We start from the raw sequence: 23,332 nt of genomic DNA, 5'->3' as shown, positions 1-23,332 counted from the left end.
CGGAATCGAAAATTCTATTTTCGAGACGAGGGAGAGCTAGGGCCGCGCAATGCGCTTCGACGTTGCGCGGCGATTAACCACAACCAAAATCAATCAACCGGGCCAGAAATACGCAAGCCATGAACCAGATTCAGACCATGCGTGTATTCGTCTGCGTCGCCGAGCAGCAAAGCTTCCGGCGCGCGGCGCACCATCTCGGCGTGTCCAATGCGCTCGTCACGCGTTCGATCGCGATGCTCGAGGGCCACCTGAACACACGGCTGATCCATCGCACCACGCGCAACCTGTCGCTTACCGAGGCCGGCGTGCGCTACCTCGACGGTTGCCGTGCGCTGCTCGAGGAATTCGACCACCTCGAATCGTCCGTCGCGCATGCCGTGCGCGAACCGGCCGGCACGCTGCGCGTCGTCGCGTCGGGGCTGCTGTCGCCGCTCGCGCTGACGCCGCTCGTCAGCAGCTTCCGGCACCGCTACCCGGAGCTGCGCGTGCAGCTGACCGTCGCCGAAGGGCCGCTCGACGTGCTCGATTCGGGCTACGACGTCGGCATCGTCACGGGCACCCGGCTCGACGGCAACCCGTCGCTGATCGGTCATGCGCTCGCGCCGAACCCGTTCGTCGCGTGCGCGGCGCCGGCCTATCTCGACCGCCGCGGCGAGCCGCGCGTGCCCGACGATCTGCCAGGCCACGACTGGGTCACGCTCGCGGCGCACCAGCACGCGCCGACGTGGCAACTGGTCGGTCACGACGGCGTCGCCCATTCGGTCACGGTGCGCCCGGCCTGCACGGTCAATCAGCTCGCGCTCGTGCAGGCGGCGGCCGTGGCCGGCGCCGGCATCGCGGTGCTGCCCGCGCCGTGCGTAGCCGACGCGCTCAACCACGGCACGCTCGTGCGGCTGATGGCCGGCTACCGGATCGACGATCCCGACGCGCAGTTGTCGCTCGTCTATCCGAACCGCCAGTACGTGCCGGCCCGTACACGCAGCTTCGTCGAGCACGCGCTCGAGCACTTCGGCGCGCCGGCCGCCCGCGGGCAGACGGACTACGACTTCCTGCGGCCGGTGCGCGGCCCCGAACGCTCCGACATCGTCACGGGCCTGCAGTAAACTGCGCGCGTCAGCCCTCGGAGGTGCAGCGTGCGCGTGATCCTGTTCAGCAGCCGGCAGTACGACGACGATTCGTTCACCGCCGCCAACCGGCAGTTCGGCTATCGGCTGCACTTCCAGCCGTCGCACCTCGACGCGGAAACGGCGATCCTCGCGCACGGCTATGACGTCGTCTGCCCGTTCGTCAACGACACCGTCGACGCGGCCGTGCTCGAACGGCTCGCCGACGGCGGCACGCGGCTGATCGCGCTGCGCTCGGCGGGCTTCAACCATGTCGACCTCGCCGCCGCCGAACGGCTCGGCATCACGGTCGTGCGCGTGCCCGCGTATTCGCCGCATGCGGTGGCCGAGCACGCGGTCGCGCTGATCCTCGCGCTCAACCGCCGCCTGCCGCGCGCAGTCGCCCGCACCCGCGAAGGCGATTTCTCGCTGAACGGCCTGCTCGGCTTCGACCTGCACGGCAAGACCGTCGGCGTGATCGGCACCGGCCTCATCGGCAGCGTGTTCGCGAAGATCATGATGGGCTTCGGGATGCACGTGCTCGCGCACTCGGTGCCGCCGTACGACGACGAGCTGATCGCATTCGGCGCGCGCTACGTCGAACTCGACGAGCTGCTGCATCACGCCGACATCGTGAGCCTGCATTGCCCGCTGCTGCCGTCGACGCACCACCTGATCAACGAACGCACGCTCGCGCGGATGAAGCACGGCGCGATGCTGATCAACACGGGGCGCGGCGGCCTCGTCGATGCGCAGGCGCTGGTCGACGCGCTCAAGAGCGGCCGGCTCGGCCATCTCGGGCTGGACGTATACGAGGAAGAAAGCGGGCTGTTCTTCGAGGATCACTCCGACCTGCCGCTGCAGGACGACGTGCTCGCGCGCTTGCTGACGTTCCCGAACGTGATCATCACGTCGCACCAGGCGTTCTTCACGCGCGAGGCGCTGGCCGAGATCGCGCACACCACGCTGCTGAACATCGAGGCGTGGCATGCACGGACGCCGCGGAACGTCGTAATGGCAAATCGCTGAAAAACCGCCCATTCAGGGGCCTGTCGCGCATCCGCAATCGTTTGCTCCTGCCTCCCGCCGCGAACCGCAGTCACCCCCGTCAACAATTCAACGCATTGTTTCGTTTGAAGTAACGTTTCGAGCGCGCCGTCTGCTATCGTTGCGCCGACGTCCTTCCCTGCCTTTGCCGCTCATGCGTTTCGACGATTCCGACATCGCCGCTGTCTACCGCGCCATCTTCGAACGGCGCGACATGCGCCACTTCACGCCGGCGCCCGTCGATCCGGCCGTGCTCGCGCGCCTGCTGCGTGCAGCGCACCACGCACCGAGCGTGGGCTTCATGCAGCCGTGGCGCTTCATCCGTATTACCGATTCCGCATTGCGCACCGCCATTCACGCGCTGGTCGAGGCCGAGCGCCGCGCGACCGCCGACGCGCTCGGCGAGCGCCAGGACGAATTCATGCGGCTGAAGGTCGAAGGCGTGCGCGAATGCGGCGAGTTGCTGGTCGTCGCGCTCGCCGATGGCCGCGAACGCCATGTGTTCGGCCGCCGCACGCTGCCGGAAATGGATCTGGCATCCGCCGCGTGCGCGATCCAGAACATGTGGCTCGCGGCGCGCGCGGAAGGGCTCGGGATGGGCTGGGTGTCGCTGTTCGACGTCGATGCGCTGCGCACGCTGCTGCGGATGCCCGACGGCGCGAAGCCGATCGCCGTGCTGTGCGTCGGGCACGTCGATGCGTTCTATGCGAAGCCGATGCTGGAAGAAGAACGCTGGGCCGCGCGGATGCCGATCGAAGCGTGCCTGTTCGAGAACGGCTGGGACGAGCCGGCGACAATCGATGGGGCCTGATCGGCGGCGTCGCCCGCAGAGACCGAAATGTCGGGCGCGCTGCTCGGCGGGGCCACGGAACCCGCTGCCTGACCTGGTTCGGCAGCCGCCTCACCCGCCGCCGAACCGCCGTAAATCCCACAGTCTGAGCACCCCGCCCGCCGCCCCGTCGCACGGCGGCAACACCCATTTTGGCGGCAAGCATCAGGGTTTTCACTGAAGTAGAATCGCGGCTGACTCTCGCCTCACCGACCGCCCGCCCCGCGCATCCTGCGCCCGGCTCGAGCGGCCTCCTTTCCCGAGCCTACCGCGATGCCCCTGCCTCTTTTCGCCCTTGCCGTCGCCGCATTTGGAATCGGTACCACCGAATTCGTGATCATGGGGCTGCTGCCCAACGTCGCGCGCGACCTCGGCGTGTCGATCCCGGCCGCCGGGATGCTGGTGTCGGGCTACGCGCTCGGCGTGACGATCGGCGCGCCGATCCTCGCGATCGTCACCGCGAAGATGCCGCGCAAGCGTGCGCTGATGGGCCTGATCGGGCTGTTCATCGCCGGCAACCTGTTCTGCGCGATCGCGCCCGGCTACGCGGTGCTGATGGCCGCGCGCGTCGTCACCGCGTTCTGCCACGGGGCGTTCTTCGGCATCGGTTCGGTGGTCGCGAGCAACCTCGTCGCGCCGAACCGCCGCGCGCAGGCGATCGCGCTGATGTTCACCGGCCTCACGCTCGCGAACGTGCTCGGCGTGCCGCTCGGCACCGCGCTCGGCCAGGCGTTCGGCTGGCGCGCGACGTTCTGGGCCGTCACCGGCATCGGCATCGCCGCGGCCGCCGCGCTCGCGGTGTGCCTGCCGAAGAACCTCGCGATGCCCGACACCAGCATCACACGCGAATTCAGCGTGCTGAAGCACCCGCAGGTGCTGATGGTGCTCGGCATCAGCGTGCTCGCGTCCGCGAGCCTGTTCAGCGTGTTCACGTACATCACGCCGATCCTCGAGGACGTGACGGGCTTCTCGCCGCATCAGGTCACCTACGTGCTGCTGCTGTTCGGCCTCGGCCTGACGGTCGGCGGCACGCTCGGCGGCAGGCTCGCCGACTGGCGCCGGATGCCGTCGCTGATCGCGACGCTCGCGCTGATCGGCATCGTGCTCGCGCTGTTCGCCGGCACGATGCATCTGCCGTTCGCCGCGCTCGCGACGGTTTTCGTGTGGGGCATCCTCGCGTTCGCGATCGTGCCGCCGCTGCAGATCATGATCGTCGATCGCGCGAGCGACGCGCCGAACCTCGCGTCGACGCTGAACCAGGGCGCGTTCAACCTCGGCAACGCGACCGGCGCATGGCTCGGCGGGATGGCGATCGGCTCGGGCGTGTCGCTCGTGAGCCTGCCGTGGGTCGGCGTCGCGATGGCCGTCGCGGCGCTCGCGCTCACGCTGTGGTCGGCGTCGCTTGAGCGCCGGCCGGTGGCCGTGCCGACCGAGTACGTGTGACGAGAACCTGCTGCGTTCGTTGCGTACGCAACTCCTATAGGGCCTGTTCACGCTAATAACGCACGTTCCCCTGTTTGGAAAAATGCATTCGTGGGGCCAGCGCAAGCCCGTTATTAGCGTGAACAGGCCCTAGCCTGACGGCCTTCATGGACCTTTCACCGGTCGCGGTGTAGCATCGCGGCCGATGAAAGCCATTCTCAATCGCGATTTCCTCGCGCTGATCCTGAGCGTCGCGGTCGTCGGCCTCGGCACCGGCGCCACACTGCCGCTCACCGCACTTGCACTGACCGAAGCCGGGCACGGCACCAACGTCGTCGGCATGCTCACCGCCGCGCAGGCCCTCGGCGGCCTCGCGATCGTCCCGTTCGTCACCGCGCTCGCACGGCATATCGGCGCGCGCCGCGCGATCGTCGTGTCGGTCGTGCTGCTCGCGGCCGCCACCGCGATGATGCAGTTCACGTCGAACCTGTTCCTGTGGGGCGTGCTGCGCGTGCTGTGCGGCGCCGCGCTGATGCTGCTGTTCACGATCGGCGAGGCGTGGGTCAACCAGCTCGCCGACGATTCGACGCGCGGCCGCGTGGTCGCGATCTACGCGACCAATTTCACGCTGTTCCAGATGGCCGGCCCCGTGCTCGTCAGCCAGATCGCCGGCGCGACGAGCATCCGCTTCGCGCTGTGCGGCGCGCTGTTCCTGCTCGCGTTGCCCACGCTCGCGACGATCCGCCGTGCGCCGCTCGCCGGCGACGACGCGCATCACGAAGCGCACGGCCGCTGGCTCGACGTGCTGCCGCGCATGCCCGCGCTGATCATCGGCACCGGCTTCTTCGCGCTGTTCGACACGCTCGCGCTGTCGCTGCTGCCGCTCTATGCGATGGATCACGGCGTCGCCAGCGCGACCGCCGTGCTGCTCGCGTCGATCATGCTGTTCGGCGATACCGCGATGCAGTTCCCGATCGGCTGGCTCGCGGACAAGCTCGGCCGCGAACGCGTGCACCTCGGCGCGGGCTGGATCGTGCTGGCCGGGCTGCCGCTGCTGCCGTTCGTGATCGCGAATCCGTGGCTGTGCTGGCCGCTGCTGTTCGTGCTCGGCGCGGCGGCCGGCAGCATCTACACGCTGTCGCTCGTCGCGTGCGGCGAGCGTTTCCGCGGCGCGGCGCTCGTCACCGCGAGCTCGCTCGTGTCGGCGTCGTGGAGCGCCGCGAGCTTCGGCGGCCCGCTCGTGGCTGGTGCGTTGATGGAGCAACTGGGCAGCAACGCGCTGGTCGGCGTGCTGATCACCTGCGTCGCCTCGTTCGTCGCGGCTGCGTCGTGGGAACGACGCTCGGCGGTGCAGCGCGCGATCTGATGCAGATGGGCGTTGGCGTCGGCGCGCGGCATCATGCACCGATACGCCTCGGCCCGCTCACGTCCCTCCCGCGGTAAACGAAAACGGCCCGCGCGATGCGGGCCGCCCTGTCCTTCCGGCCGACGCATGGCCTACACGTAACCTACACGCAACGCCCGGCGTCGCGATCCGTCATGCGCCGCGCGCCGGCAAAATCTTGCCCGCACACGTGCCGAAGCCGACGCGATAGCCGTCGCCCTGGCACCAACCGGCGAGCGTGAGCTCGTCGCCGTCCTCGATGAACGTCCTGGCGCCGCCGCCATCCAGCGCGACCGGCTCCTTGCCGTTCCACGTCAGTTCGAGCAGGCTGCCGAACGAATCCTTGGTCGGCCCGCTGATCGTGCCCGAACCCATCAGGTCGCCCACGCGGGTGTTGCAGCCCGCCACCGTGTGATGCGCGAGCTGCTGCGCCATCGTCCAGTACATGTACTTGAAGTTGGTGCGGCAGATCGACGTCGCTTCGGCCGCGCCCTCGGCCCGCAGCGTCACTTCCAGCGCGATGTCGAACGCATGCTTGCCCGCATGCCGCAGATACGCGAGCGGCTGCGGCGACTGCTCCGGCTGCGCGACGCGGAACGGTTCGAGCGCATCGAGCGTGACGATCCACGGCGAGATCGTCGTCGCGAACCCCTTCGAGTTGAACGGGCCGAGCGGCACGTATTCCCACTGCTGGATGTCGCGCGCGCTCCAGTCGTTCAGCAGCACCATCCCGAAGATATGCGCTTCCGCGTCCTCGCACGCGATCGGCTCGCCGAGCGCGTTGCCCTTGCCGACGATGAAGCCCGTTTCCAGTTCGATGTCGAGCTTGCGGCACGCGCCGAACACCGGACGCTCGTGGTCGGGCAGCTTCAGTTGCCCGTTCGGGCGCCGCACCGGCGTGCCGCTCACGACCACCGACGATGCGCGGCCGTTGTAGCCGATCGGCATCTCGGACCAGTTCGGCAGCAGCGCATTCTTCGGATCGCGGAACATCGAGCCGACGTTGGTCGCATGCTCCTTCGACGAATAGAAATCGGTGTAGCCGGGGATATCGAGCGGCAGATGCAGCGTCGCGTCGCGCTGCGCGACGAGCACCTGTGCGCGCAGTGCCGCGTCGTCGCGCAGCGTCGCGTTGTCGCGCGAGAACAGTGCCGACAGTTGCACACGCACGCTGCGCCACGCGTCGCGGCCGAGCGCGATGAACGCGTTGAGCGTCGGCGCGGCGAACACATCGGCGCCGGCCGGCAGCGTCACCAGGCCCGCGCGCGCGAGCGCCGCGAGATCGACGATCTGGTCGCCGAGCGCGACGCCCGCACGGCGCGCGCCCTGCTTCGCATCGCTGAAGATCCCGAACGGCAGGTTCTGGATCGGGAAATCGCAGGCGGGATCGTTCGCCGTGTCGACCCAGCTCTTGCGAGCCGGGTCGAGCGTCGCGCGCCAGTCTTGGATATCGCTCACTTTTGCTCCGGATTGAAGTGTTTCCTGATGCCTTGCCAGCATTCGAAGTAATCGGCCTGCAACTGCGCGGTGTCGAGCGCATAGCGCGTCGGCCGGATCAGCGTGCGGGTTTCGAACATGAACGCCATCGTCGCGTCGACCTTGTGCGGCTTCGTCGTGTCGCTCGCCGACGCCTTCTCGAACGTGTCCGCGTCGGGCCCGTGGCCCGACATGCAGTTGTGCAGGCTCGCGCCGCCCGGCACGAAGCCTTCGGCCTTCGCGTCGTACGCGCCGTGCACGAGCCCCATGAACTCGCTCGCGACGTTGCGGTGGAACCAGGGCGGGCGGAACGTATCCTCGGCCGCGAGCCAGCGCGGCGGGAAGATCACGAAGTCGATCGTGTCGACGCCCGGCGTATCGCTCTGCGCCTGCAGCACGAGGAAGATCGACGGATCGGGATGGTCGAAGCTGATCGAGCCGATCGTGTTGAACAGGCGCAGGTCGTATTTATACGGTGCGTAGTTGCCGTGCCACGCGACGACGTCGAGCGGCGAATGGCCGATGTCCGCGCGCCAGAGGCGCCCGTTCAGCTTCGCGATCAGTTCGAACGCGCCTTCGCGATCCTCGTACGCGGCCTGCGGCGTCAGGAAGTCGCGCGGGTTCGCGAGCCCGTTCGAGCCGATCGGGCCGAGATCCGGCAGGCGCAGCAGCGCGCCGAAGTTCTCGCAGATGTAGCCGCGCGCGTCGCCGTCCGGCAGCGCGACGGCAAAACGCACGCCGCGCGGAATCACCGCGATCTCGAACGGCTCGACGTCGAGCCGGCCGAATTCCGTCGCGATGAACAGCCGCCCCTGCTGCGGCACGATCAGCAGCTCGCCGTCCGCGCTGTAGAAGAAGCGGTCCTGCATCGAGCGGTTCGCCGCGTACAGGTGGATCGCGCAGCCGTTCATCGACGCGGCCGACCCGTTGCCGGCCATCGTCACGAGGCCGTCGACGAAATCGGTCGGCTCGACCGGCATCGGCAGCGGATCCCAGCGCAACTGGTTCGGCGGCGTCGGCGGCACGTCGGCCGAATCGCCGAACTCCGACACGAGCCGCGGCGCTCCCGCGTACGGCTCGAACGGCCGGTGCACCGCGGCCGGGCGAATCCGGTACAGCCACGCGCGGCGGTTGTGGCCGCGCGGCGCGGTGAACGCGGTGCCCGACAGTTGCTCCGCGTACAGCCCGTACGGCGCGCGCTGCGGCGAATTGCGGCCGTGCGGCAGCGCGCCGGGCAGCGCCTCGGTCGCGAATTCGTTCGCGAAACCGCTCAGGTAGCCGGCGGTCGCCGGTTTCGACAGGTCAAGCGTCATCGTTTTCCTTTCTCCATCAATTCAGGGCGGCGTTCGGCGCCTGCGCGCCGCTGCGCCGCGTGACACCGGCCAAGCCCAGCACGAACAGCGCCGAGCACAGCACGGGCACCGCGGCCGCGTGGAACAGCGCGCCGTTGCTCCAGTTGAGCGCAATCAGTTGCCCGCCGACGAGCGGCCCGAGCACCGAGCCGATCCGGCCGATGCCGAGGCTCCAGCCGATGCCCGTCGAGCGCAGCGACGTCGGGTAATACTGGCCCGCGAGCGCGTTCACGGCCGGCTGTCCGCCGACCACGCAGAACCCGCCCGCGAACACGACCACCAGCAGCCACGGCAGCGCATGCGCGACCGAGCCGATCAGCCCCACCGACACGGCCGCGCACGCGAAGCACGCGAACAGCACGCGCACGAAGCCGTAACGTTCGATGAACCAGCCGAGCGACAGCGTGCCGATCACGCCGCCCGTCTGCAGCACCGTGCCGACGATCACCGCCGTGCCCGGCGAATAGCCGGCCTCACGCATCACGGTCGGCAGCCAGTTCGACAGGAAGTACAGATCGATCAGGTTCATGAAGCTGATCGCCCACAGCAGCAGCGTGACCGGCAGGCGGCCATGGCTGAACAGCTCGGCGACCGGCGCGCCGCTCGCCGCGCGCTCGCGCACGACGAGCCGCGTATTCGCATCGATGCCGGCTTGCGGCGCGAACCGCGCGAGCCAGTCGCGCGCCTGCGCGACGCGCCCTTTCAGCACCAGGAACTGCAGCGACTCCGGCAACCGCGCGACCATCGCGATCGTCAGCACGAGCGGCACCGCGCCGCCGACGAAGAACACCGCGCGCCAGCCGAGCGCCGGAATCAGCGCGGCGCTGATGAAGCCGCCGATCGCCGCGCCGAGCGTGAAGCCGCACGACACGATCATCATCCGCTTCACGCGATGCGCGGCCGGGCTGAACTCGCCGACCAGCGCCATCGCGTTCGGCATGATGCAGCCGAGGCCGAGGCCCGTGACGAAGCGCAGCGCCATCAGCACGGGGATCGAGTTCGCGAACGGCGTCGCGAGCATCGTCACCGCGAAGAACAGCGTCGAGCCGATCAACACCGGGCGCCGCCCGATCCGGTCGGCCAGCACCGACAGCCCGAGCGCGCCGAGCAGCATCCCGAACAGGCTCGCGCTGAACACGGGCCCGAGCGCCTGCTTCGGCACGCCCCATTCCGCGATCACGCTCGGCGCGACGTAGCCCATTGCCTGCGCATCGAAACCGTCGATCACGAGGCACAGCCCGCATAGCGCGAGCAGCATCGCGTGAAAACCCGGGCGATGAGTCTCGTCGATCACGCGCTCCACTTCGAGCACACGCGCATCGGCCGCCGCGCTCATTGCGCGACCTCGGCGGCCGGATGCACGGGCGACGTCACGCCCTGGCGCGCGAGCGCCATCGCTTCGCGCAGCACGTCGGCGTCGCCGACCTGGTTCGCGAGCAACAGGATCAGCTTCGCGTTGACGAGCTGGCTGTCCGCGTCCGACAGGTCGCGATGCATGTCGATCAGCGCTTCGTAGAACGCGTCGGGGTCGGCCAGGCGCGGGCGGGTATCGAGTGGGGGCATGACGGTGTCTCCGGTGTCTTTATCGTATTCAGCGTGCGCAGCTCGCGCGCGCCAGTGCGTCGGCGATCGCCTGACGGTCGAGCGTGCGCGTGCGTGCGCACACGTGCTGGTCGGGACGCAGCAGGTAGAACGTGCCGGGCTGCGCGTCGTAACGCCGCGCGGCGAGGCCGTCGACGTCCTCCACAACGTCGACGCCGGCCACCGGCTGCGCGTGCCCGGCCGGCACGACGAGCACCGGCCGCACCGGCAGCGCGAGACCGTCGACGGCCTGCGCGAGCGCGGCCGCATCGCCCGGCAAGCCGAACAGCACGCCGCTGAAGCCGCCGCGCAGATGCTGCAGCAGCCAGCCCGGCGCATCCTGCACGCGCACCGGCGCATCGGCCGCCGCCGCGCCCGGCCGCATCGCGCATGCAAATGTGTCGCCGCCGCGGTCCGGCGTGTTGAGCGGCGAATCGACCAGCACGGCCGGCACCGACAGGCGCCCGCTGTTCACCAGCTTGCGCGCGAACTCGCAGTCGCGCGCAAGCTTCAGCGTCGCGTCGCGGAACACGCGCGACACCGCGCTCTTGGGCGTGATGAAGTCGGTCGAGCGCGTCGAGTTGCGGATGTTCTCGTCGGCCGCGAACTCGCGCTCGCTCGCATACGTGTCGAGCAGGCGGTCGTGCGCGCGGCCGTCGAGCACCAGCTTCAGCTTCCACGCGAGGTTGTCCGCATCCTGCACGCCGCTGTTCGCGCCGCGCGCGCCGAACGGCGACACGCCGTGCGCGGAATCGCCCGCGAACAGCACGCGGCCGTGGCGGAACGTATCCATCCGCTGGCAGCGGAACGTGTAGACGCTCACCCACTCGAGCTCGAACTCGACGTCCGGCCCGAGCAGCGCACGCACGCGCGGGATCACGCGCTCCGGTTGCTTCTCCGCGACCGGATCGGCATCCCAGCCGAGCTGGAAGTCGATGCGCCACACGTTGTCCGGCTGGCGATGCAGCAGCACCGACTGGTTGCGGTGAAACGGCGGATCGAACCAGAACCAGCGCTCGGTCGGAAACTCCGCCTTCATCTTCACGTCGGCGATCAGGAAGCGGTCCTTGAACGTGCGGCCGCGGCTTTCGAGGCCCATCATCGTGCGCATCGGGCTGCGCGAGCCGTCGGCCGCGATCACGTATTGCGCGCGCAGCGTCGCGATGCCGTCCGGCGTCTCGATCGTCAGCGCCGCGTGTTCGGCCGACTGGTCGACGCCCGTCACCTTGTGCTTCCAGCGGATGTCGATGTTCGGCAGCTCGAACGCGCGATCGGCCAGATAGCCTTCGACGTAGTACTGCTGCAGGTTGACGAACGCCGGGCGCGCATGCCCTTCCTCGGGCAGCAGGTCGAACGCGTAAAGCTGCTCGTCCTGCAGGAACACCTTGCCGACGTGCCAGCTCACGCCCTTGTCGACGAAGCGCTCGCCGCAGCCGAGCCGGTCGAAGATCTCGAGCGTGCGCTTCGCGAAGCAGATCGCGCGCGAGCCGGTCGAGAGCGTGTCGTCGTCGTCGAGCAGCACGACCGGCACGCCTTGCTGCGCGAGATCGATCGCGGCCGCGAGGCCCACCGGGCCCGCGCCGACGACGATCACCGGGTGGACGGCCGCGTCGTGCGCGCGGGCGCGGTACTCGAACTTCAGCGTCTGGTAATCGATGCTCATGGTCGCCATCCGCGCCTCAACGCCGCCGTGCGCGCACCACTGCGCCCGTCGTCCCGTTCGTCTCCTGCCGGCGCGCGTGCCCGCCTGTCCTGTCAACCGCCACGTCTCGCTCCTTGCTCCTGTTGATTCTTGAATGGCGCCGTTTCGCGACGCCTGCGTGCCGCATTTCTGATCGACGACACACCCCTGGATTTACGAATAGTAAAACCAATTACGTATAGTGAAATCAACGTAAACCCTAGTCGTTCGCTCGGGAACGGGATAACCATATGAGTGAAACGCCAAGCCGAGCGCGGCGCGCGCTGCTAATATCAAGTCACGAGGCGGCCCTTTCGGCCGCCATTTTTCCTTCTCACGCCGATGATTCCGCCTACCATCCCCGAGCTGGTGACCCGTGCCGGGCAACTCCCGTATCTGCGGGAGCACCTCGCGCTTGCCGAAGGCGGCACCGCGTGCGCGAATCTGCCCGAGCGCACGCTCGCCAGTGCGTACGAGCCGATCTACGACGTGACGATGCCCGGCTCGCCGCAATCGACGTCGTTCGCTGACGCGATCGAGCGCTACGGCGACGAACTCGGCTTCCAGGCCGTCACGCTGGTCACGGGTGCGCAGCACGATCCGGTCGATGCCGCCGTCGACGACCAGACGCTGGTCGCGATCGACCGCCTGTCGCGCGCGCTGCACGCAATCAATTTCTTCGGCGCGCAGCGCCACGGGCTGTTGTTCCTGCGCGTGCACGAGCGGCTGCTCAAGAGCGTGAAGTACGACCACGGCAAGCATTTCTCGTCGGTGCTGCAGCGCTTCGGGCTACCGACCGAGCGGATCGTGATCGAGCTGCCGGCGGTCGCGGTCGCCCACAAGACGTTCCTCGGCTACCTGACGCGCAGTTACCAGCATCATGGCTTCAAGGTCGCGGACAAGCTGCCCGACCCCGGCCGCATCCTCGCGGTCGAATCGGACATGGCACGCCCCGACTACATCAAGATGGATGCCGGCATCGCGTTGCGCGACGGGATGGTGAAGGCGCTCGTCGCCTATGCGCAGCGCGTGCGGATTCCGCTGATCTTCGACGGCGTCGTGGACGAGACGCAGTGCGAGCTGCTGCGCCAGCACGACGTGCGGTTCATGCAGGGGCCGGTGTTCGCGAAGGTCGTGACGGTCTGAGCGATCGGCGGGGAAGGCGCGCCGGAGCGGCGCGCCGGAGGGCGGACTCCGGTGTCGTGTCGCTGCAAGGATCGGGTTTCAGCACGCAGCGTCGCTCGGCGCCGGTCGGTTCCCGGTTCGTTCACGCAGAAAGGTCGAACGTGCTTGTGCGCGCGTTCGACGCCAATGTGCGGCCTATTCTCGTCCGCCGTCGTCGTACTTCGGTAGATCGTCGTCGATCTCGATGCCCGGGAAACGATCCCCGTACCAGACGTGCCACGCCGGACGCAGCCTCGACGGTTCGTCGAGCGTCGCGTAATTGATCTCGACCGTCCGCGGCGCGTCGGCGCGCCGGTATTCGAGCTGCGCGCCGCAACGGCCGCAGAAGCGCCGCTCGCCCCACGCGCTCGACGCATAGATGGTCGGTTCGCCCTGCAGGTATTCAAATGCGGCGATCGGCACCGAGGCCGATGCGACGACCGCCGCGCCGGTCGTGCGCTGGCAGAGCCGACAGTGGCAGAAGCCGGCATCGGTTGGAACGTCGGCGATGCGGTAGCGGATCGCGCCGCACGCGCATCCGCCTTCCATCGGTTCGGGGTGCGCCATGGCAAGCCTCGTCGTCGGGAAACAGGCGAACGATGATGAGCGCGGTTCGCCCGTCGCGCAATACGCGACGGCGACGCCTCCGCTCCCCGCATCCGCCGCGAACGAACCGGTTGGCGCGCGACGGCACCCTCCGCGCGCGCGTTGCTCAAACGGTCTGCCCGAGCCGCTGCGCGAGTGCCTTCAGCCGCGGCCCGACTTGCGTGCGAAACACGTCCTCGTCCATCGACGACGCGGGGCCGCTGCAGCTCAGGATCAGCCAGCGCCCCTCGCGCGGCTCGCGAAACGGCACGGCCGCCGCGTTCACGTCCGTATGCCACGCGCGAAACGAATAGCAGCATCCGCCTTCGGAGAACTCGGCCACCGCGTGCTGCGCGGCCGCGACGAGCGCATCGGCGTCGGCCGCGCCGCCGGCCGCGCGGTGCAGTTCGGCATAGAGCGCGCGGCGCACGTCCTCCGGCTGCACGGCCAGGTACGCGCGCCCCATCGAGCTCGTCAGCATCGACAGCCGCGAGCCGGGCGCGAGCCCGAGCGTCAGCGCGGTCTCGCTGCGGATCGTCTCCAGATAGATCATGTCGAGCCCGTCGCGGCAGCCGAGCGACACGGCCGCGCCGATCTCCCGCGCGAGCGCCTGCATGTGCGGCCGCGCGAGATCGATCGTCCCCGAGCCCGACAGCAGCGCATAGCCGAGCGACAGCACGCCGGCGTCCAGCGCATACTTTCCGAGCGTCTCGTCGTAGCGCAGATAGCCGAGCACGGTCAGCGTATAGGCGAGCCGGTTCACCGTCGCCTTCGGCAGGCCCGTGCGTTCCGCGAAGTCGCGGTTGCCCAGCATCGTCTCGCCGGGCCGGAAGGCGCGCAGCAGGTCGAGGCCGCGCGCCAGCGCGACGACGAACTTGCGCTCGTCGATGGGGGTGTCGTCGATGGTTGAAAGTGTCATCCAGTGCTACACTGAGGTCAATTTGCAAAACATTGTTCCGCACAGCGGAACGCAAGTCAAGCGAACTTCAGGTATCCGCCCGGAGCAAGCGCCGAAGCCCGACCACTGCCGACCGACGCGCACGGCGGGAGTCGGCGTCGAGGCGCCCGCCCGATCGACCGCAAAGCATGGAACCGAGTGAGCGTTGGCTCGGGCCGACCGCGAAGCATGGGGCCCGAGTAAGCGCTAAAGCGCTAACTCGGGCCGACAGGAGATGAGACGATGAGTGCTGCAACTTTTCATTGGGACGATCCGCTGCTGCTCGACCAGCAACTGACCGAAGAAGAGCGGATGGTCCGCGATGCCGCGCAGGCGTACGCACAGGACAAGCTCGCGCCGCGCGTCACCGAAGCGTTCCGCCACGAACGCACCGACGCGGCCATCTTTCGCGAGATGGGCGAGGTCGGCCTGCTCGGCCCGACGATTCCCGAGGCATACGGCGGCCCCGGCCTCAACTACGTGAGCTACGGGCTGATCGCACGCGAGGTCGAGCGCGTCGATTCGGGCTACCGGTCGATGATGTCCGTGCAGTCGTCGCTCGTGATGGTGCCGATCTTCGAATTCGGCTCCGACGCGCAGAAGCAGAAATACCTGCCGAAGCTCGCGACCGGCGAATGGATCGGCTGCTTCGGCCTGACCGAGCCGAATCACGGCTCCGATCCCGGCAGCATGGTCACGCGCGCGAAGAAGGTGCCGGGCGGCTACGCGCTGTCCGGCGCGAAGATGTGGATCACCAACTCGCCGATCGCCGACGTGTTCGTCGTGTGGGCGAAGCTGGAGGAGAACGGCAAGGACGCGATCCGCGGCTTCATCCTGGAGAAGGGCTGGAAGGGCCTGTCGGCGCCGGCGATCCACGGCAAGGTCGGGCTGCGCGCGTCGATCACCGGCGAGATCGTCCTCGACGAGGTGTTCGTGCCCGAAGAGAACCTGATGCCGAACGTGAGCGGCCTGCGCGGCCCGTTCACCTGCCTGAACTCGGCGCGTTACGGGATCGCGTGGGGTGCGCTCGGTGCGGCCGAGTCCTGCTGGCACACCGCGCGCCAGTACGTGCTCGACCGCCAGCAGTTCGGCCGGCCGCTCGCCGCGAACCAGTTGATCCAGAAGAAGCTCGCCGACATGCAGACCGAAATCACGCTCGGCCTGCAAGGCGTGCTGCGCCTCGGCCGGATGAAGGACGAAGGCACGGCCGCCGTCGAGATCACGTCGATCATGAAGCGCAATTCATGCGGCAAGGCGCTCGACATCGCGCGGCTCGCCCGCGACATGCTCGGCGGCAACGGCATCTCCGACGAATTCGGCGTCGCACGTCACCTCGTGAACCTCGAAGTGGTCAACACGTACGAAGGCACGCACGACATCCACGCGCTGATCCTCGGCCGCGCGCAGACGGGCATCCAGGCATTCTTCTGACGATGCGGCCATGACATGGGCGGCGGCGATGCCGCGCACGCGCATGCCGCCACGCAAAAGCCCGCCCGGCATCGCTGCCGGGCGGGCTTGTTTTCATCGGAGCCGCGGCTCCGGGCCGCCGATGCTTACTTGTTCGGCTGCGGCGTCAGGCGCAGATACGGACGCACCGCGTTGAAGCCCTTCGGGAAGCGCTTCTTCAGCTCTTCCGGGTCCTGCAGCGACGGCACGATCACGACGTCGTCGCCGTCCTTCCAGTTGCCGGGCGTCGCGACCTTGTAATTGTCGGTCAGTTGCAGCGAGTCGATCACGCGCAGCACTTCGTCGAAGTTGCGCCCCGTGCTGGCCGGATAGGTGATCGTGAGCCGCACCTTCTTGTTCGGGTCGATCACGAACAGCGAACGCACCGTCAGCGTTTCGTTCGCGTTCGGGTGAATCATGTCGTACAGCTGCGACACCTTGCGATCGGCGTCGGCGATGATCGGGAAGCCCACGACCGTCGACTGCGTTTCGTTGATGTCGTTGATCCAGCCCTTGTGCGATTCGACGCCGTCGACCGACAGCGCGATCACCTTCACGTTGCGTTTCTCGAATTCGCCCTTCAGCTTCGAGGTCAACCCGAGTTCGGTCGTGCACACCGGCGTGTAGTCGGCCGGATGGGAGAACAGGACACCCCAGCTGTTGCCGAGCCACTCGTGAAACTTGATCGTGCCCAGGCTCGATTCCTGCTCGAAATCCGGTGCGATGTCGCCAAGACGCAGACTCATGATGTTCCCTCCTCGAACGATACTGGTTGAAACCGCGCGCCGGACAGCGCGGGGCGGTCCATCAGCTTACGGGAAGCCATGGGCCGTGCGAACGAATATTCCGTTTGATATTCATGCTTTTTTGTCATTTTTACCCGACGTCGCGGCAGGACGGTGGGCGGCGAGGGAAACTTTTCAATCCTTTGTCGCTCTGTTCATGATTACAAGTCGTTTACCATGCAGTCTTGCGCTGCCGCCGTGTGTCTTCCCGGCTCGCCAGCAGGCAGGGGTTTCGCTACGATGTGAACCTGCAGCATGACAGCACGAAGGGAGTTGCAATGTCGGAAATCAACAAGGAGAAACTGATGTCGGATATCAAAACCGTTCTCTCGGACGCCGAAGACCTGCTCAAGCAAGCGGCGAGCAGCACGGGCGACCGTGCGGCCGAGCTGCGCGAGAAGGCCATGTCTCGCCTGAAGCAGGCCAAGGAAAAGGCTGCCGACGTTCAGGTCGTGGTGGTCGAGAAAGGCAAGAAGGCCGCGCGCGCGACCGACGACTACGTGCACGAGCACCCGTGGACGTCGATCGGCGTGGCTGCCGGCGTCGGCGTGCTGATCGGCCTGCTGATCAACCGCAAGTAACGCGCTCTGCGCCGTTTCGTCCCGCAGGCAGCGTCGCGCGGCCGGCGGGCGTCGAACGCCGAAGCCCGCCGGCTCGCGCCGGCGGCTTTGTCCTAGCTGCTTACTGCACGCGCAAGCCTCTTATCCATGACGACAGACACCCCCTCGCAGCCGTCCGGTCAAGGACCGCTGCGCCGCCTCGTCGGCTCCGCGATCGGCCTTCTGCAGACGCGCCTCGAACTGGTGGGCATCGAGCTTGCCGAGGAGAAGGAGCGCCTGATGAGCGTGCTGTTCCTCGGACTCGCCGCGATGATGCTCGCGACGATGGCGCTCATCAGCCTCACCGTGCTGATCGCGATCGCGTTCTGGGATACCTACCGCTGGCAGGCGCTCGCCGCGATCACCGCGCTGTATGCCATTGGCGGCATCACGTGCGCGCTGAAAGCGCGCTCGGGCCTGCGCGACGCGCCCACAGTGTTCGAGGCCACGCTCGCCGAACTCGAGAAAGACCGCGACCTGTTCCGCGGCAAGCCGTGAGCGCGCTCGCGCTCGTCCCTCCCACCTACTTCGCCGACGCGCCATGAGCCAGAACATCACGGGCAACCCCTCCCGCTCCCATTCGTCGCGATCGAACTGGAGCGCGTCGCAGCACCGCGCGCTCCGCAAGGAATTGCTGATCCTGCGATCCGAAGTCGAGCGGCTCGAACTTGCGGAGGCCGCCGCCGAAATGCGCCAGGCCGTCACGCGCTTCAGCTGGCTCAAGGTGTTCATCCCCGGGCTGTCGACCAGCAGGTTCGGCCAGTCGGCCAAGAACCTGAACGCAAGCCTCGGCCAGCTCGTCAACCAGTATCCGATGCTGAGCTCGCTCGCGTCGCTCGTGCTGGCGAAACCCGTTCGCTCGCTGCTGCGCGCGAGCACGGGCCCCGCGCTGAAGTGGGGCACGCTCGGCTTCGCCGCATGGGAGGTCTACCGGATCTGGAAGCAGTCCCGCGAGGAGCGCGGGCTCGACCCACGCGACGACTGACCGTTAGCATCCCGCGCGCGGCCATACGCCGCCGCGCCCGCCTGACGAATTCAGCGCACGCCCCAGCAGACAGCGCCCGACTCGTCGACACCCTCGCCTCCCGCATTGCCTTTCGTGCCGTCCGAGCGCAGCGTGAACGTGCCGCATGCATCGTCGCGCATCGGCCCGGTGTCGAGCGGCGTCGCCGCCAGTTCATAGCCCACCGGCGAATCGTCGCCATCCGGCCGCCCGAGCGTCAATCGATACACGGCATGCCCGTCCGGCGGCGCCTGCGCGAGCGCGTCAGGCAACGCCGCAGGCGGCGCACCGTCCAGTGTTTCAAGATATTGGGCCGCACGGTACAGCGCGGACACCGCCGACGCACGGTGAACCCGCACGACATGCCCGCGATACGACGGGATACCCCACGCGGCCAGCACCGCGACGATCGCGAGCACGATCATCAGCTCGATCAGCGTGAATCCGGCCGCTCGGCGCCGGGGCAGACGGCCGTTCATCGAAGCACCGCCGCGACACGACGCCAGCGCAACACGACGATGCGGCCGGCGCGTATCGCGACCTGGTGTTGCAGCCACACGGCGCTCGATGCGTGTGCGCCAACGCCACGCGCGGTGACAAGGTAAGCGCGGTCGCCGGCCTGCGCCGACGGAGGCCGCCATGCCTCGATCAGGCACCGCGGCGGTTGCGCGGCCATCGGCCAATCGGCGAAAGGCGCGAACGCTTCGGCAGCCGCCAGCGGCGGCATACGCCGCCAGGTGTCCGGCTCCGCGCGCGAGTCGCTTTCGCTCACGTACGGTGCCGAGCCGTGCAGCAATCGCGCGGTGCACGCGGCCAGCGCGGCATCGGCCGCGTGAAATGCGATCAACCGATCCGACAACGCGCGGGTGCGGCGCGACTCCGTCAATGCGGCGTCGAACCACGTGCCGGTCAGTGCCGCGACTGCTGCGCCGACCGCGATCACCGCTGGCAACGCAAGGCCTGCCTCGCGACGCCACGCGCGGCGGACGAGCCGGCAGCGCATGTGCGGCTCGCGCGGGCTCGCAGGCGGAGCGCCGGCACATGCGGTCGGCTGCGGGTTGTCATCATGTGCGACGGCGTGCGCTTGGGCGTGGGCTGTCTTCACGCGTCGCGAGATGTCGTCCCGCGCGCACCGCGCTGCGCCGCTCATCGCGCCACCTCGCTTGCGCGAGTTGCGTCATGTAAAGCAGCGTCGGATGCGGGCGCGACGTTTCGCAACGCGACGATGCGTTCGAGCGTCAAACGTGCGCGGCCGTCCGGTGCAACGGCGGCGCGGCCGTCGCAGTCGACATGCCGCGTCGGTTCGCGCATCGGCTCGCCGCGCGCCCGCACGCAGACATGCACGGCCACGACCTCGCGCCAGTCGTCGGCACGCATCGCATCGGCGTCGACGAACTGCGTGGCCCCTCGACGCAAATAGCGCATACGCAACTGATCGATTCCCGCCGCGACAGGTTGCGGCGTGCCTGGACGGCCGCTTCCTTCACAATACAGTTCGGGCTCGCCCGTCGATGGGCTGACATGCGCATCGAAACGATTCTCCACCGCCGCAGCTTCGCCCGGCTCGCCGACACCCTGCCCGAGGCAATCCGATGCGTGGCCGCTCACCGTCGGCCACGTCGACACGGCATCGTCGACATACCGGACCAGCACCGCGTCCGACGACAGGCGCGCGGGCTCGCAGCGCACCTGTGCGCCGCTACCCCGCACGCGCGCCGCCGAACACCCGAACACCGGCGGCAACGACGATCCCGCGTCGGCATCGAGCGGCCGGAATCCCGCCATCTGGATCTGCTGACCGATCAGCATCAGCGCGGTCGACGCCGCGTCGCGCATCCTGAACCCATCTTCCGCGCGACGCTGCGCAATGCGCTGCGCGTGGTACAGCGCACCGGCCGCCGCGAGCACGAGGAGCCCGACGGTCATCGCGATCAGCACTTCGAGCAGCGTATGGCCGCGCGTACGGCGATCAGCGTGCATCGCGCGCCCTCTCCCGAAATGGAATGCGGACACACGACGGCGGCTGCGTCGACATTGCCGCGGCATCGCAACGCACCGACGCGAGTCCATCGCCGCCACGCCAGCGGACGACCGCGTAGCGGACGCCTGCCGGGCCGCCATCGAGCGTCATCGCGCCACCCGGCAACGATGCGGCCGCCAGCGCCTCGAGGCCATCGCCGGCCGCCGCGGCAGCATGCAGACGTTCGATACGCGCATCGGCCAGCCACAGCGCGCGTTCGCGCCAGATCGTCGCGCGCTGCGCACGCGCCATCGCGAGCTGGCTGCCGGCCACTGCCAGCATTACGGTGGCGAGCAGCGCGATGGCCAGCGTCGCCTCGATCAACGACGTCCCGCGCATGGCATTGCGCATCGCGATCACGCCGCGTCGCAGCGCCCGGCGACCAGCCGCGCGCGACCGCCTGCCGCAATCCGCACGCAACGCGATACGCGCGCGTCGTCGGCGCCGGACACGCTGCGCCGCGGACGCACCTCGAAACGCCGGATGCCGCCGATCGACTGACCGACCGGCGGTGCAAACGCGAGCTCATGCGCGGCGCCCGCGACGGCCACTTCGGCATCGCGCGGGTAGCGTCGCAGCACACGCGACTGCCCGTCGACTTGCCCGCTGACGATCCAGTCGCATGACCATTCGGCCGTATCGCATCGCTCGCCGGCACGCAGACAGGCGCCGTCGCGCCCGGCGCGGCACAGCGTGACGCGCGCGCCGAGACGCGTTGCCTCGGCACGCGCAAACGACAGCGCACCGAGCAGCGCGCGCGAGCGGGCATCCACGCGTTCGCGCATGCGCCACTGGTCGAACGTGGGCACCGCATAGAGCGCGAGCCCCGCCGCCAGCGACATGGCGACCATCAGCTCGACCAGCGTGAATCCGCCCGGCCGTTGCACCACATTCTTCAAGGGTTGAGCGCCCCGTTCCATCGCAATCGTCCTCCGCCACGGTGATGCGACGACTGTAGCGGCGCGTGCGGATGCGCGCCATTGGCCGAACGGCCGACTGGCGACATGCGATCGCAACCGACACAATCGGCGCGAATCGAACCAATGGAGCAGACAATGAACGGACGCAGCGCGTCAGCGCTTACGTGGGGTCTTGGTGGGAGAGGCGCGACGGAACTCTTCGATCACGTCGGCAAATTCGGAAACGTCCTCGAACTGGCGATACACCGAGGCGAAGCGCACATAGGCGATCGTATCGAGGCCGCGCAACTCGTTCATCACGAGTTCGCCCAGCTTCTCGCTACGCACTTCGCGCTCGCCAGTCGCGAGCAGTTGATACTCGATGCGGGCGACCGCCGCGTCGATCGCGTCGGCGGCAACCGGCCGCTTGCGCAGCGCGAGTTGCATGCTGGCGACGATCTTGCGACGGTCGAATTCCGTGCGGCTGCCGTCCTTCTTCACGACGAACGGCAGGGACAACTCGACCCGCTCGTACGTCGTGAAACGCTTGTCGCAAGCCGAGCAGCGACGGCGCCGCCGAATCGCGGCGCCATCTTCGGACACGCGCGAGTCCACGACCTGCGTATCGTCATGCCGGCAGAACGGGCAACGCATCGGCGATCAGCGATAGACCGGGAAACGCTTGGTCAGCTCGGCGACCTGCGCGCGCACGCGGTCGATCGTCGCTGCGTCTTCCGGATTCTCGAGCACGTCGGCGATCAGGTTGCCCACCTGCTCGGCTTCCACCGGCCCGAAACCGCGCGTCGTCATCGCGGGCGAGCCCAGGCGCACGCCGCTCGTCACGAACGGCTTTTCCGGGTCGTTCGGGATCGCGTTCTTGTTCACCGTGATGTGCGCCGCGCCGAGCGCCGCTTCCGCCGCCTTGCCCGTGATGTTCTTCGCGCGCAGGTCGACCAGCATCACGTGGCTTTCCGTGCGGCCCGAGACGATCCGCAGCCCGCGCTTCACCAGCGTTTCGGCCAGCACGCGCGCATTCTCGACGACCTTCTGCTGATATTCCTTGAACTCCGGCGACAGCGCTTCCTTGAACGCCACGGCCTTCGCCGCGATCACGTGCATCAGCGGGCCGCCCTGGATCCCCGGGAAGATCGCCGAGTTGATCGGCTTCTCGTATTCGGCCTTCATCAGGATCACGCCGCCGCGCGGGCCGCGCAGGCTCTTGTGCGTCGTCGTCGTCACGAAGTCCGCGTGCGGCACCGGGTTCGGATACACGCCCGCCGCGATCAGACCGGCGTAGTGCGCCATGTCGACCATCAGGTACGCGCCCACCGACTTCGCGATCTTCGCCAGACGCTCGAAGTCGATCTTCAGCGCAAACGCCGACGCGCCCGCGACGATCAGCTTCGGCTTGTGTTCCTGCGCCAGCTTCTCGGCTGCGTCGTAGTCGATGTCTTCGTTTTCGTTCAGGCCGTAGCTCACCACGTTGAACCACTTGCCCGACATGTTCACCGGCGAGCCGTGCGTCAGGTGGCCGCCATGCGCGAGGCTCATGCCCATGATCGTGTCGCCCGGCTTGAGCATCGCGAAGAACACGCCTTGGTTCGCCTGCGAACCAGAGTTCGGCTGCACGTTCGCGGCTTCCGCGCCGAACAGTTGCTTCACACGGTCGATCGCCAGTTGCTCGACCACGTCGACGTACTCGCAGCCACCGTAGTAGCGCTTGCCCGGATACCCTTCCGCGTACTTGTTCGTGAGCTGCGAGCCTTGGGCGGCCATCACGGCCGGGCTCGTGTAGTTTTCCGACGCGATCAGCTCGATGTGATCTTCCTGGCGGCGGTTTTCCTGCTCGATCGCTGCAAAGATTTCGGGATCGACGTTCGCAATGGTGCTTTGGGCTCTGTCAAACATACGGGTTCCGTTAAGTGTGTACAGGTTGACCGGAGCGGCCGAGTACGGTGCGCTGCTGGCGAGACCAGCTCGACGTGGCGGAAGAATCCGTATAACGCGAGGCAGGAC

The 23,332-nt window shown here is 68.1% G+C and carries 25 protein-coding genes; 10 read left to right on the top strand and 15 right to left on the bottom strand.

Going from position 1 to position 23,332, the window contains the following annotated elements; all coding sequences use genetic code 11:
* The first annotated feature begins 119 nt into the window (after positions 1-119).
* The 5 genes from QZM72_RS10970 to QZM72_RS10950 all read left to right on the top strand — a co-directional run bounded on the left by QZM72_RS10970 (position 120) and on the right by QZM72_RS10950 (position 5,767).
* Positions 120-1,103 (top strand): LysR family transcriptional regulator, encoded by a 984-nt coding sequence (locus QZM72_RS10970; RefSeq protein WP_089466772.1) that lies wholly within the window; start codon positions 120-122, stop codon positions 1,101-1,103.
* A gap of 30 nt (positions 1,104-1,133) precedes the next feature.
* Complete coding sequence (locus QZM72_RS10965; RefSeq protein ID WP_301738057.1) at positions 1,134-2,132, top strand: 2-hydroxyacid dehydrogenase; 999 nt, start codon at positions 1,134-1,136, stop codon at positions 2,130-2,132.
* Positions 2,133-2,304: 172 nt separating this feature from the next.
* On the top strand, positions 2,305-2,961 hold the full coding sequence (gene bluB / locus QZM72_RS10960) for a 5,6-dimethylbenzimidazole synthase (protein WP_301738056.1): 657 nt from the start codon (positions 2,305-2,307) through the stop codon (positions 2,959-2,961).
* 291 nt (positions 2,962-3,252) lie between these two features.
* Complete coding sequence (locus QZM72_RS10955) at positions 3,253-4,422, top strand: MFS transporter (protein WP_089466769.1); 1,170 nt, start codon at positions 3,253-3,255, stop codon at positions 4,420-4,422.
* A 184-nt stretch (positions 4,423-4,606) separates the two neighbouring features.
* The gene (locus QZM72_RS10950) at positions 4,607-5,767 is read left to right on the top strand and encodes an MFS transporter (protein WP_301738055.1); all 1,161 of its coding nucleotides are present in this window, start codon (positions 4,607-4,609) and stop codon (positions 5,765-5,767) included.
* A gap of 171 nt (positions 5,768-5,938) precedes the next feature.
* Here QZM72_RS10950 and fahA read toward each other — a convergent pair whose 3' ends face one another.
* The 5 genes from fahA to QZM72_RS10925 are packed head-to-tail and all read right to left on the bottom strand — an operon-like array spanning position 5,939 to position 11,857.
* Positions 5,939-7,243 (bottom strand): fumarylacetoacetase, encoded by a 1,305-nt coding sequence (gene fahA / locus QZM72_RS10945; RefSeq protein ID WP_301738053.1) that lies wholly within the window; start codon positions 7,241-7,243, stop codon positions 5,939-5,941.
* Entirely contained in the window at positions 7,240-8,574 is a 1,335-nt protein-coding gene (gene hmgA / locus QZM72_RS10940; protein WP_301738052.1) for a homogentisate 1,2-dioxygenase, read from the bottom strand. The genes fahA and hmgA overlap by 4 nt, the downstream gene beginning before the upstream one ends.
* Before the next feature lie 16 nt (positions 8,575-8,590).
* A complete protein-coding gene (locus QZM72_RS10935) occupies positions 8,591-9,949 on the bottom strand; it encodes an MFS transporter (RefSeq protein ID WP_301738051.1) in 1,359 nt (452 codons plus the stop codon).
* Positions 9,946-10,176, bottom strand: coding sequence for a DUF2783 domain-containing protein (locus tag QZM72_RS10930; protein WP_089466763.1), 231 nt, complete (start codon positions 10,174-10,176; stop codon positions 9,946-9,948). The genes QZM72_RS10935 and QZM72_RS10930 overlap by 4 nt, the downstream gene beginning before the upstream one ends.
* A 28-nt stretch (positions 10,177-10,204) precedes the next feature.
* Positions 10,205-11,857 carry an FAD-dependent oxidoreductase gene (locus tag QZM72_RS10925; protein ID WP_301738050.1) on the bottom strand — a complete coding sequence of 551 codons (1,653 nt, stop codon included), beginning with the start codon at positions 11,855-11,857 and terminating at the stop codon, positions 10,205-10,207.
* Between the two features lie 360 nt (positions 11,858-12,217).
* On the opposite strand from QZM72_RS10925, the gene QZM72_RS10920 reads away from it, so the two are divergent.
* On the top strand, positions 12,218-13,021 hold the full coding sequence (locus tag QZM72_RS10920; RefSeq protein WP_069616654.1) for an EAL domain-containing protein: 804 nt from the start codon (positions 12,218-12,220) through the stop codon (positions 13,019-13,021).
* Positions 13,022-13,195: 174 nt separating this feature from the next.
* Here the strand turns inward: QZM72_RS10920 and QZM72_RS10915 are convergent, their stop codons facing one another.
* Complete coding sequence (locus QZM72_RS10915; protein WP_301738049.1) at positions 13,196-13,606, bottom strand: GFA family protein; 411 nt, start codon at positions 13,604-13,606, stop codon at positions 13,196-13,198.
* 145 nt (positions 13,607-13,751) lie between these two features.
* The gene (locus tag QZM72_RS10910) at positions 13,752-14,543 is read right to left on the bottom strand and encodes an IclR family transcriptional regulator (protein ID WP_175978852.1); all 792 of its coding nucleotides are present in this window, start codon (positions 14,541-14,543) and stop codon (positions 13,752-13,754) included.
* Positions 14,544-14,804: 261 nt separating this feature from the next.
* Between QZM72_RS10910 and QZM72_RS10905 the strand changes: the two genes are divergently transcribed.
* Complete coding sequence (locus QZM72_RS10905; RefSeq protein WP_089466760.1) at positions 14,805-15,992, top strand: acyl-CoA dehydrogenase; 1,188 nt, start codon at positions 14,805-14,807, stop codon at positions 15,990-15,992.
* A 125-nt stretch (positions 15,993-16,117) separates the two neighbouring features.
* Here the strand turns inward: QZM72_RS10905 and QZM72_RS10900 are convergent, their stop codons facing one another.
* On the bottom strand, positions 16,118-16,756 hold the full coding sequence (locus tag QZM72_RS10900) for a peroxiredoxin (RefSeq protein WP_006476788.1): 639 nt from the start codon (positions 16,754-16,756) through the stop codon (positions 16,118-16,120).
* Between the two features lie 317 nt (positions 16,757-17,073).
* Here QZM72_RS10900 and QZM72_RS10895 point away from each other — a divergent pair, with 317 nt between their 5' ends.
* The 3 genes from QZM72_RS10895 to QZM72_RS10885 all read left to right on the top strand — a co-directional run bounded on the left by QZM72_RS10895 (position 17,074) and on the right by QZM72_RS10885 (position 18,379).
* Positions 17,074-17,376, top strand: a complete 303-nt coding sequence (locus QZM72_RS10895; protein WP_006494044.1) for a YqjD family protein — start codon at positions 17,074-17,076, stop codon at positions 17,374-17,376.
* 126 nt (positions 17,377-17,502) lie between these two features.
* Entirely contained in the window at positions 17,503-17,892 is a 390-nt protein-coding gene (locus QZM72_RS10890; RefSeq protein WP_301738048.1) for a phage holin family protein, read from the top strand.
* Between the two features lie 43 nt (positions 17,893-17,935).
* Positions 17,936-18,379 (top strand): DUF3318 domain-containing protein, encoded by a 444-nt coding sequence (locus QZM72_RS10885; RefSeq protein WP_089466758.1) that lies wholly within the window; start codon positions 17,936-17,938, stop codon positions 18,377-18,379.
* 50 nt (positions 18,380-18,429) lie between these two features.
* On the opposite strand, the gene QZM72_RS10880 is transcribed toward QZM72_RS10885, so the two are convergent.
* The 7 genes from QZM72_RS10880 to glyA form a co-directional block, all read right to left on the bottom strand.
* On the bottom strand, positions 18,430-18,876 hold the full coding sequence (locus QZM72_RS10880; RefSeq protein WP_301738047.1) for a type IV pilin protein: 447 nt from the start codon (positions 18,874-18,876) through the stop codon (positions 18,430-18,432).
* Complete coding sequence (locus tag QZM72_RS10875; RefSeq protein ID WP_301738046.1) at positions 18,873-19,400, bottom strand: hypothetical protein; 528 nt, start codon at positions 19,398-19,400, stop codon at positions 18,873-18,875. The genes QZM72_RS10880 and QZM72_RS10875 overlap by 4 nt, the downstream gene beginning before the upstream one ends.
* A gap of 143 nt (positions 19,401-19,543) precedes the next feature.
* Positions 19,544-20,377: a PilW family protein gene (locus QZM72_RS10870; RefSeq protein WP_301738044.1), complete on the bottom strand. Its 834-nt coding sequence runs from the start codon at positions 20,375-20,377 to the stop codon at positions 19,544-19,546.
* Entirely contained in the window at positions 20,367-20,768 is a 402-nt protein-coding gene (locus QZM72_RS10865; RefSeq protein ID WP_089467893.1) for a hypothetical protein, read from the bottom strand. Before QZM72_RS10865 ends, QZM72_RS10870 begins: the two co-directional genes overlap by 11 nt.
* A gap of 5 nt (positions 20,769-20,773) precedes the next feature.
* Positions 20,774-21,337, bottom strand: a complete 564-nt coding sequence (locus QZM72_RS10860; RefSeq protein WP_301738043.1) for a GspH/FimT family pseudopilin — start codon at positions 21,335-21,337, stop codon at positions 20,774-20,776.
* A gap of 153 nt (positions 21,338-21,490) precedes the next feature.
* A complete protein-coding gene (nrdR, locus tag QZM72_RS10855; protein WP_301738042.1) occupies positions 21,491-21,970 on the bottom strand; it encodes a transcriptional regulator NrdR in 480 nt (159 codons plus the stop codon).
* A 6-nt stretch (positions 21,971-21,976) separates the two neighbouring features.
* Positions 21,977-23,224, bottom strand: a complete 1,248-nt coding sequence (glyA, locus tag QZM72_RS10850; protein ID WP_301738041.1) for a serine hydroxymethyltransferase — start codon at positions 23,222-23,224, stop codon at positions 21,977-21,979.
* Positions 23,225-23,332: the final 108 nt, after the last annotated feature.

This window comes from Burkholderia sp. AU45388 (assembly GCF_030481585.1).
GTDB lineage: Bacteria > Pseudomonadota > Gammaproteobacteria > Burkholderiales > Burkholderiaceae > Burkholderia > Burkholderia sola.
The sequence above is the reverse complement of the archived record's forward strand: the minus strand, read 5'-3'. Positions and strand labels throughout refer to the sequence as shown.

Excerpts from the sequence above, each read along its gene's own strand:
- QZM72_RS10970 (WP_089466772.1), top strand. The coding sequence starts at position 120 with ATGAACCAGATTCAGACCATGCGTGTATTCGTCTGCGTCGCCGAGCAG.
- bluB (WP_301738056.1), top strand. The coding sequence starts at position 2,305 with ATGCGTTTCGACGATTCCGACATCGCCGCTGTCTACCGCGCCATCTTC.
- QZM72_RS10955 (WP_089466769.1), top strand. The coding sequence starts at position 3,253 with ATGCCCCTGCCTCTTTTCGCCCTTGCCGTCGCCGCATTTGGAATCGGT.
- QZM72_RS10950 (WP_301738055.1), top strand. The coding sequence starts at position 4,607 with ATGAAAGCCATTCTCAATCGCGATTTCCTCGCGCTGATCCTGAGCGTC.
- hmgA (WP_301738052.1), bottom strand. The coding sequence starts at position 8,574 with ATGACGCTTGACCTGTCGAAACCGGCGACCGCCGGCTACCTGAGCGGT.
- QZM72_RS10935 (WP_301738051.1), bottom strand. The coding sequence starts at position 9,949 with ATGAGCGCGGCGGCCGATGCGCGTGTGCTCGAAGTGGAGCGCGTGATC.
- QZM72_RS10930 (WP_089466763.1), bottom strand. The coding sequence starts at position 10,176 with ATGCCCCCACTCGATACCCGCCCGCGCCTGGCCGACCCCGACGCGTTC.
- QZM72_RS10925 (WP_301738050.1), bottom strand. The coding sequence starts at position 11,857 with ATGAGCATCGATTACCAGACGCTGAAGTTCGAGTACCGCGCCCGCGCG.
- QZM72_RS10920 (WP_069616654.1), top strand. The coding sequence starts at position 12,218 with ATGATTCCGCCTACCATCCCCGAGCTGGTGACCCGTGCCGGGCAACTC.
- QZM72_RS10915 (WP_301738049.1), bottom strand. The coding sequence starts at position 13,606 with ATGGCGCACCCCGAACCGATGGAAGGCGGATGCGCGTGCGGCGCGATC.
- QZM72_RS10910 (WP_175978852.1), bottom strand. The coding sequence starts at position 14,543 with ATGACACTTTCAACCATCGACGACACCCCCATCGACGAGCGCAAGTTC.
- QZM72_RS10905 (WP_089466760.1), top strand. The coding sequence starts at position 14,805 with ATGAGTGCTGCAACTTTTCATTGGGACGATCCGCTGCTGCTCGACCAG.
- QZM72_RS10900 (WP_006476788.1), bottom strand. The coding sequence starts at position 16,756 with ATGAGTCTGCGTCTTGGCGACATCGCACCGGATTTCGAGCAGGAATCG.
- QZM72_RS10895 (WP_006494044.1), top strand. The coding sequence starts at position 17,074 with ATGTCGGAAATCAACAAGGAGAAACTGATGTCGGATATCAAAACCGTT.
- QZM72_RS10890 (WP_301738048.1), top strand. The coding sequence starts at position 17,503 with ATGACGACAGACACCCCCTCGCAGCCGTCCGGTCAAGGACCGCTGCGC.
- QZM72_RS10885 (WP_089466758.1), top strand. The coding sequence starts at position 17,936 with ATGAGCCAGAACATCACGGGCAACCCCTCCCGCTCCCATTCGTCGCGA.
- QZM72_RS10880 (WP_301738047.1), bottom strand. The coding sequence starts at position 18,876 with ATGAACGGCCGTCTGCCCCGGCGCCGAGCGGCCGGATTCACGCTGATC.
- QZM72_RS10875 (WP_301738046.1), bottom strand. The coding sequence starts at position 19,400 with ATGCGCTGCCGGCTCGTCCGCCGCGCGTGGCGTCGCGAGGCAGGCCTT.
- QZM72_RS10870 (WP_301738044.1), bottom strand. The coding sequence starts at position 20,377 with ATGCACGCTGATCGCCGTACGCGCGGCCATACGCTGCTCGAAGTGCTG.
- QZM72_RS10865 (WP_089467893.1), bottom strand. The coding sequence starts at position 20,768 with ATGCGCAATGCCATGCGCGGGACGTCGTTGATCGAGGCGACGCTGGCC.
- QZM72_RS10860 (WP_301738043.1), bottom strand. The coding sequence starts at position 21,337 with ATGGAACGGGGCGCTCAACCCTTGAAGAATGTGGTGCAACGGCCGGGC.
- nrdR (WP_301738042.1), bottom strand. The coding sequence starts at position 21,970 with ATGCGTTGCCCGTTCTGCCGGCATGACGATACGCAGGTCGTGGACTCG.
- glyA (WP_301738041.1), bottom strand. The coding sequence starts at position 23,224 with ATGTTTGACAGAGCCCAAAGCACCATTGCGAACGTCGATCCCGAAATC.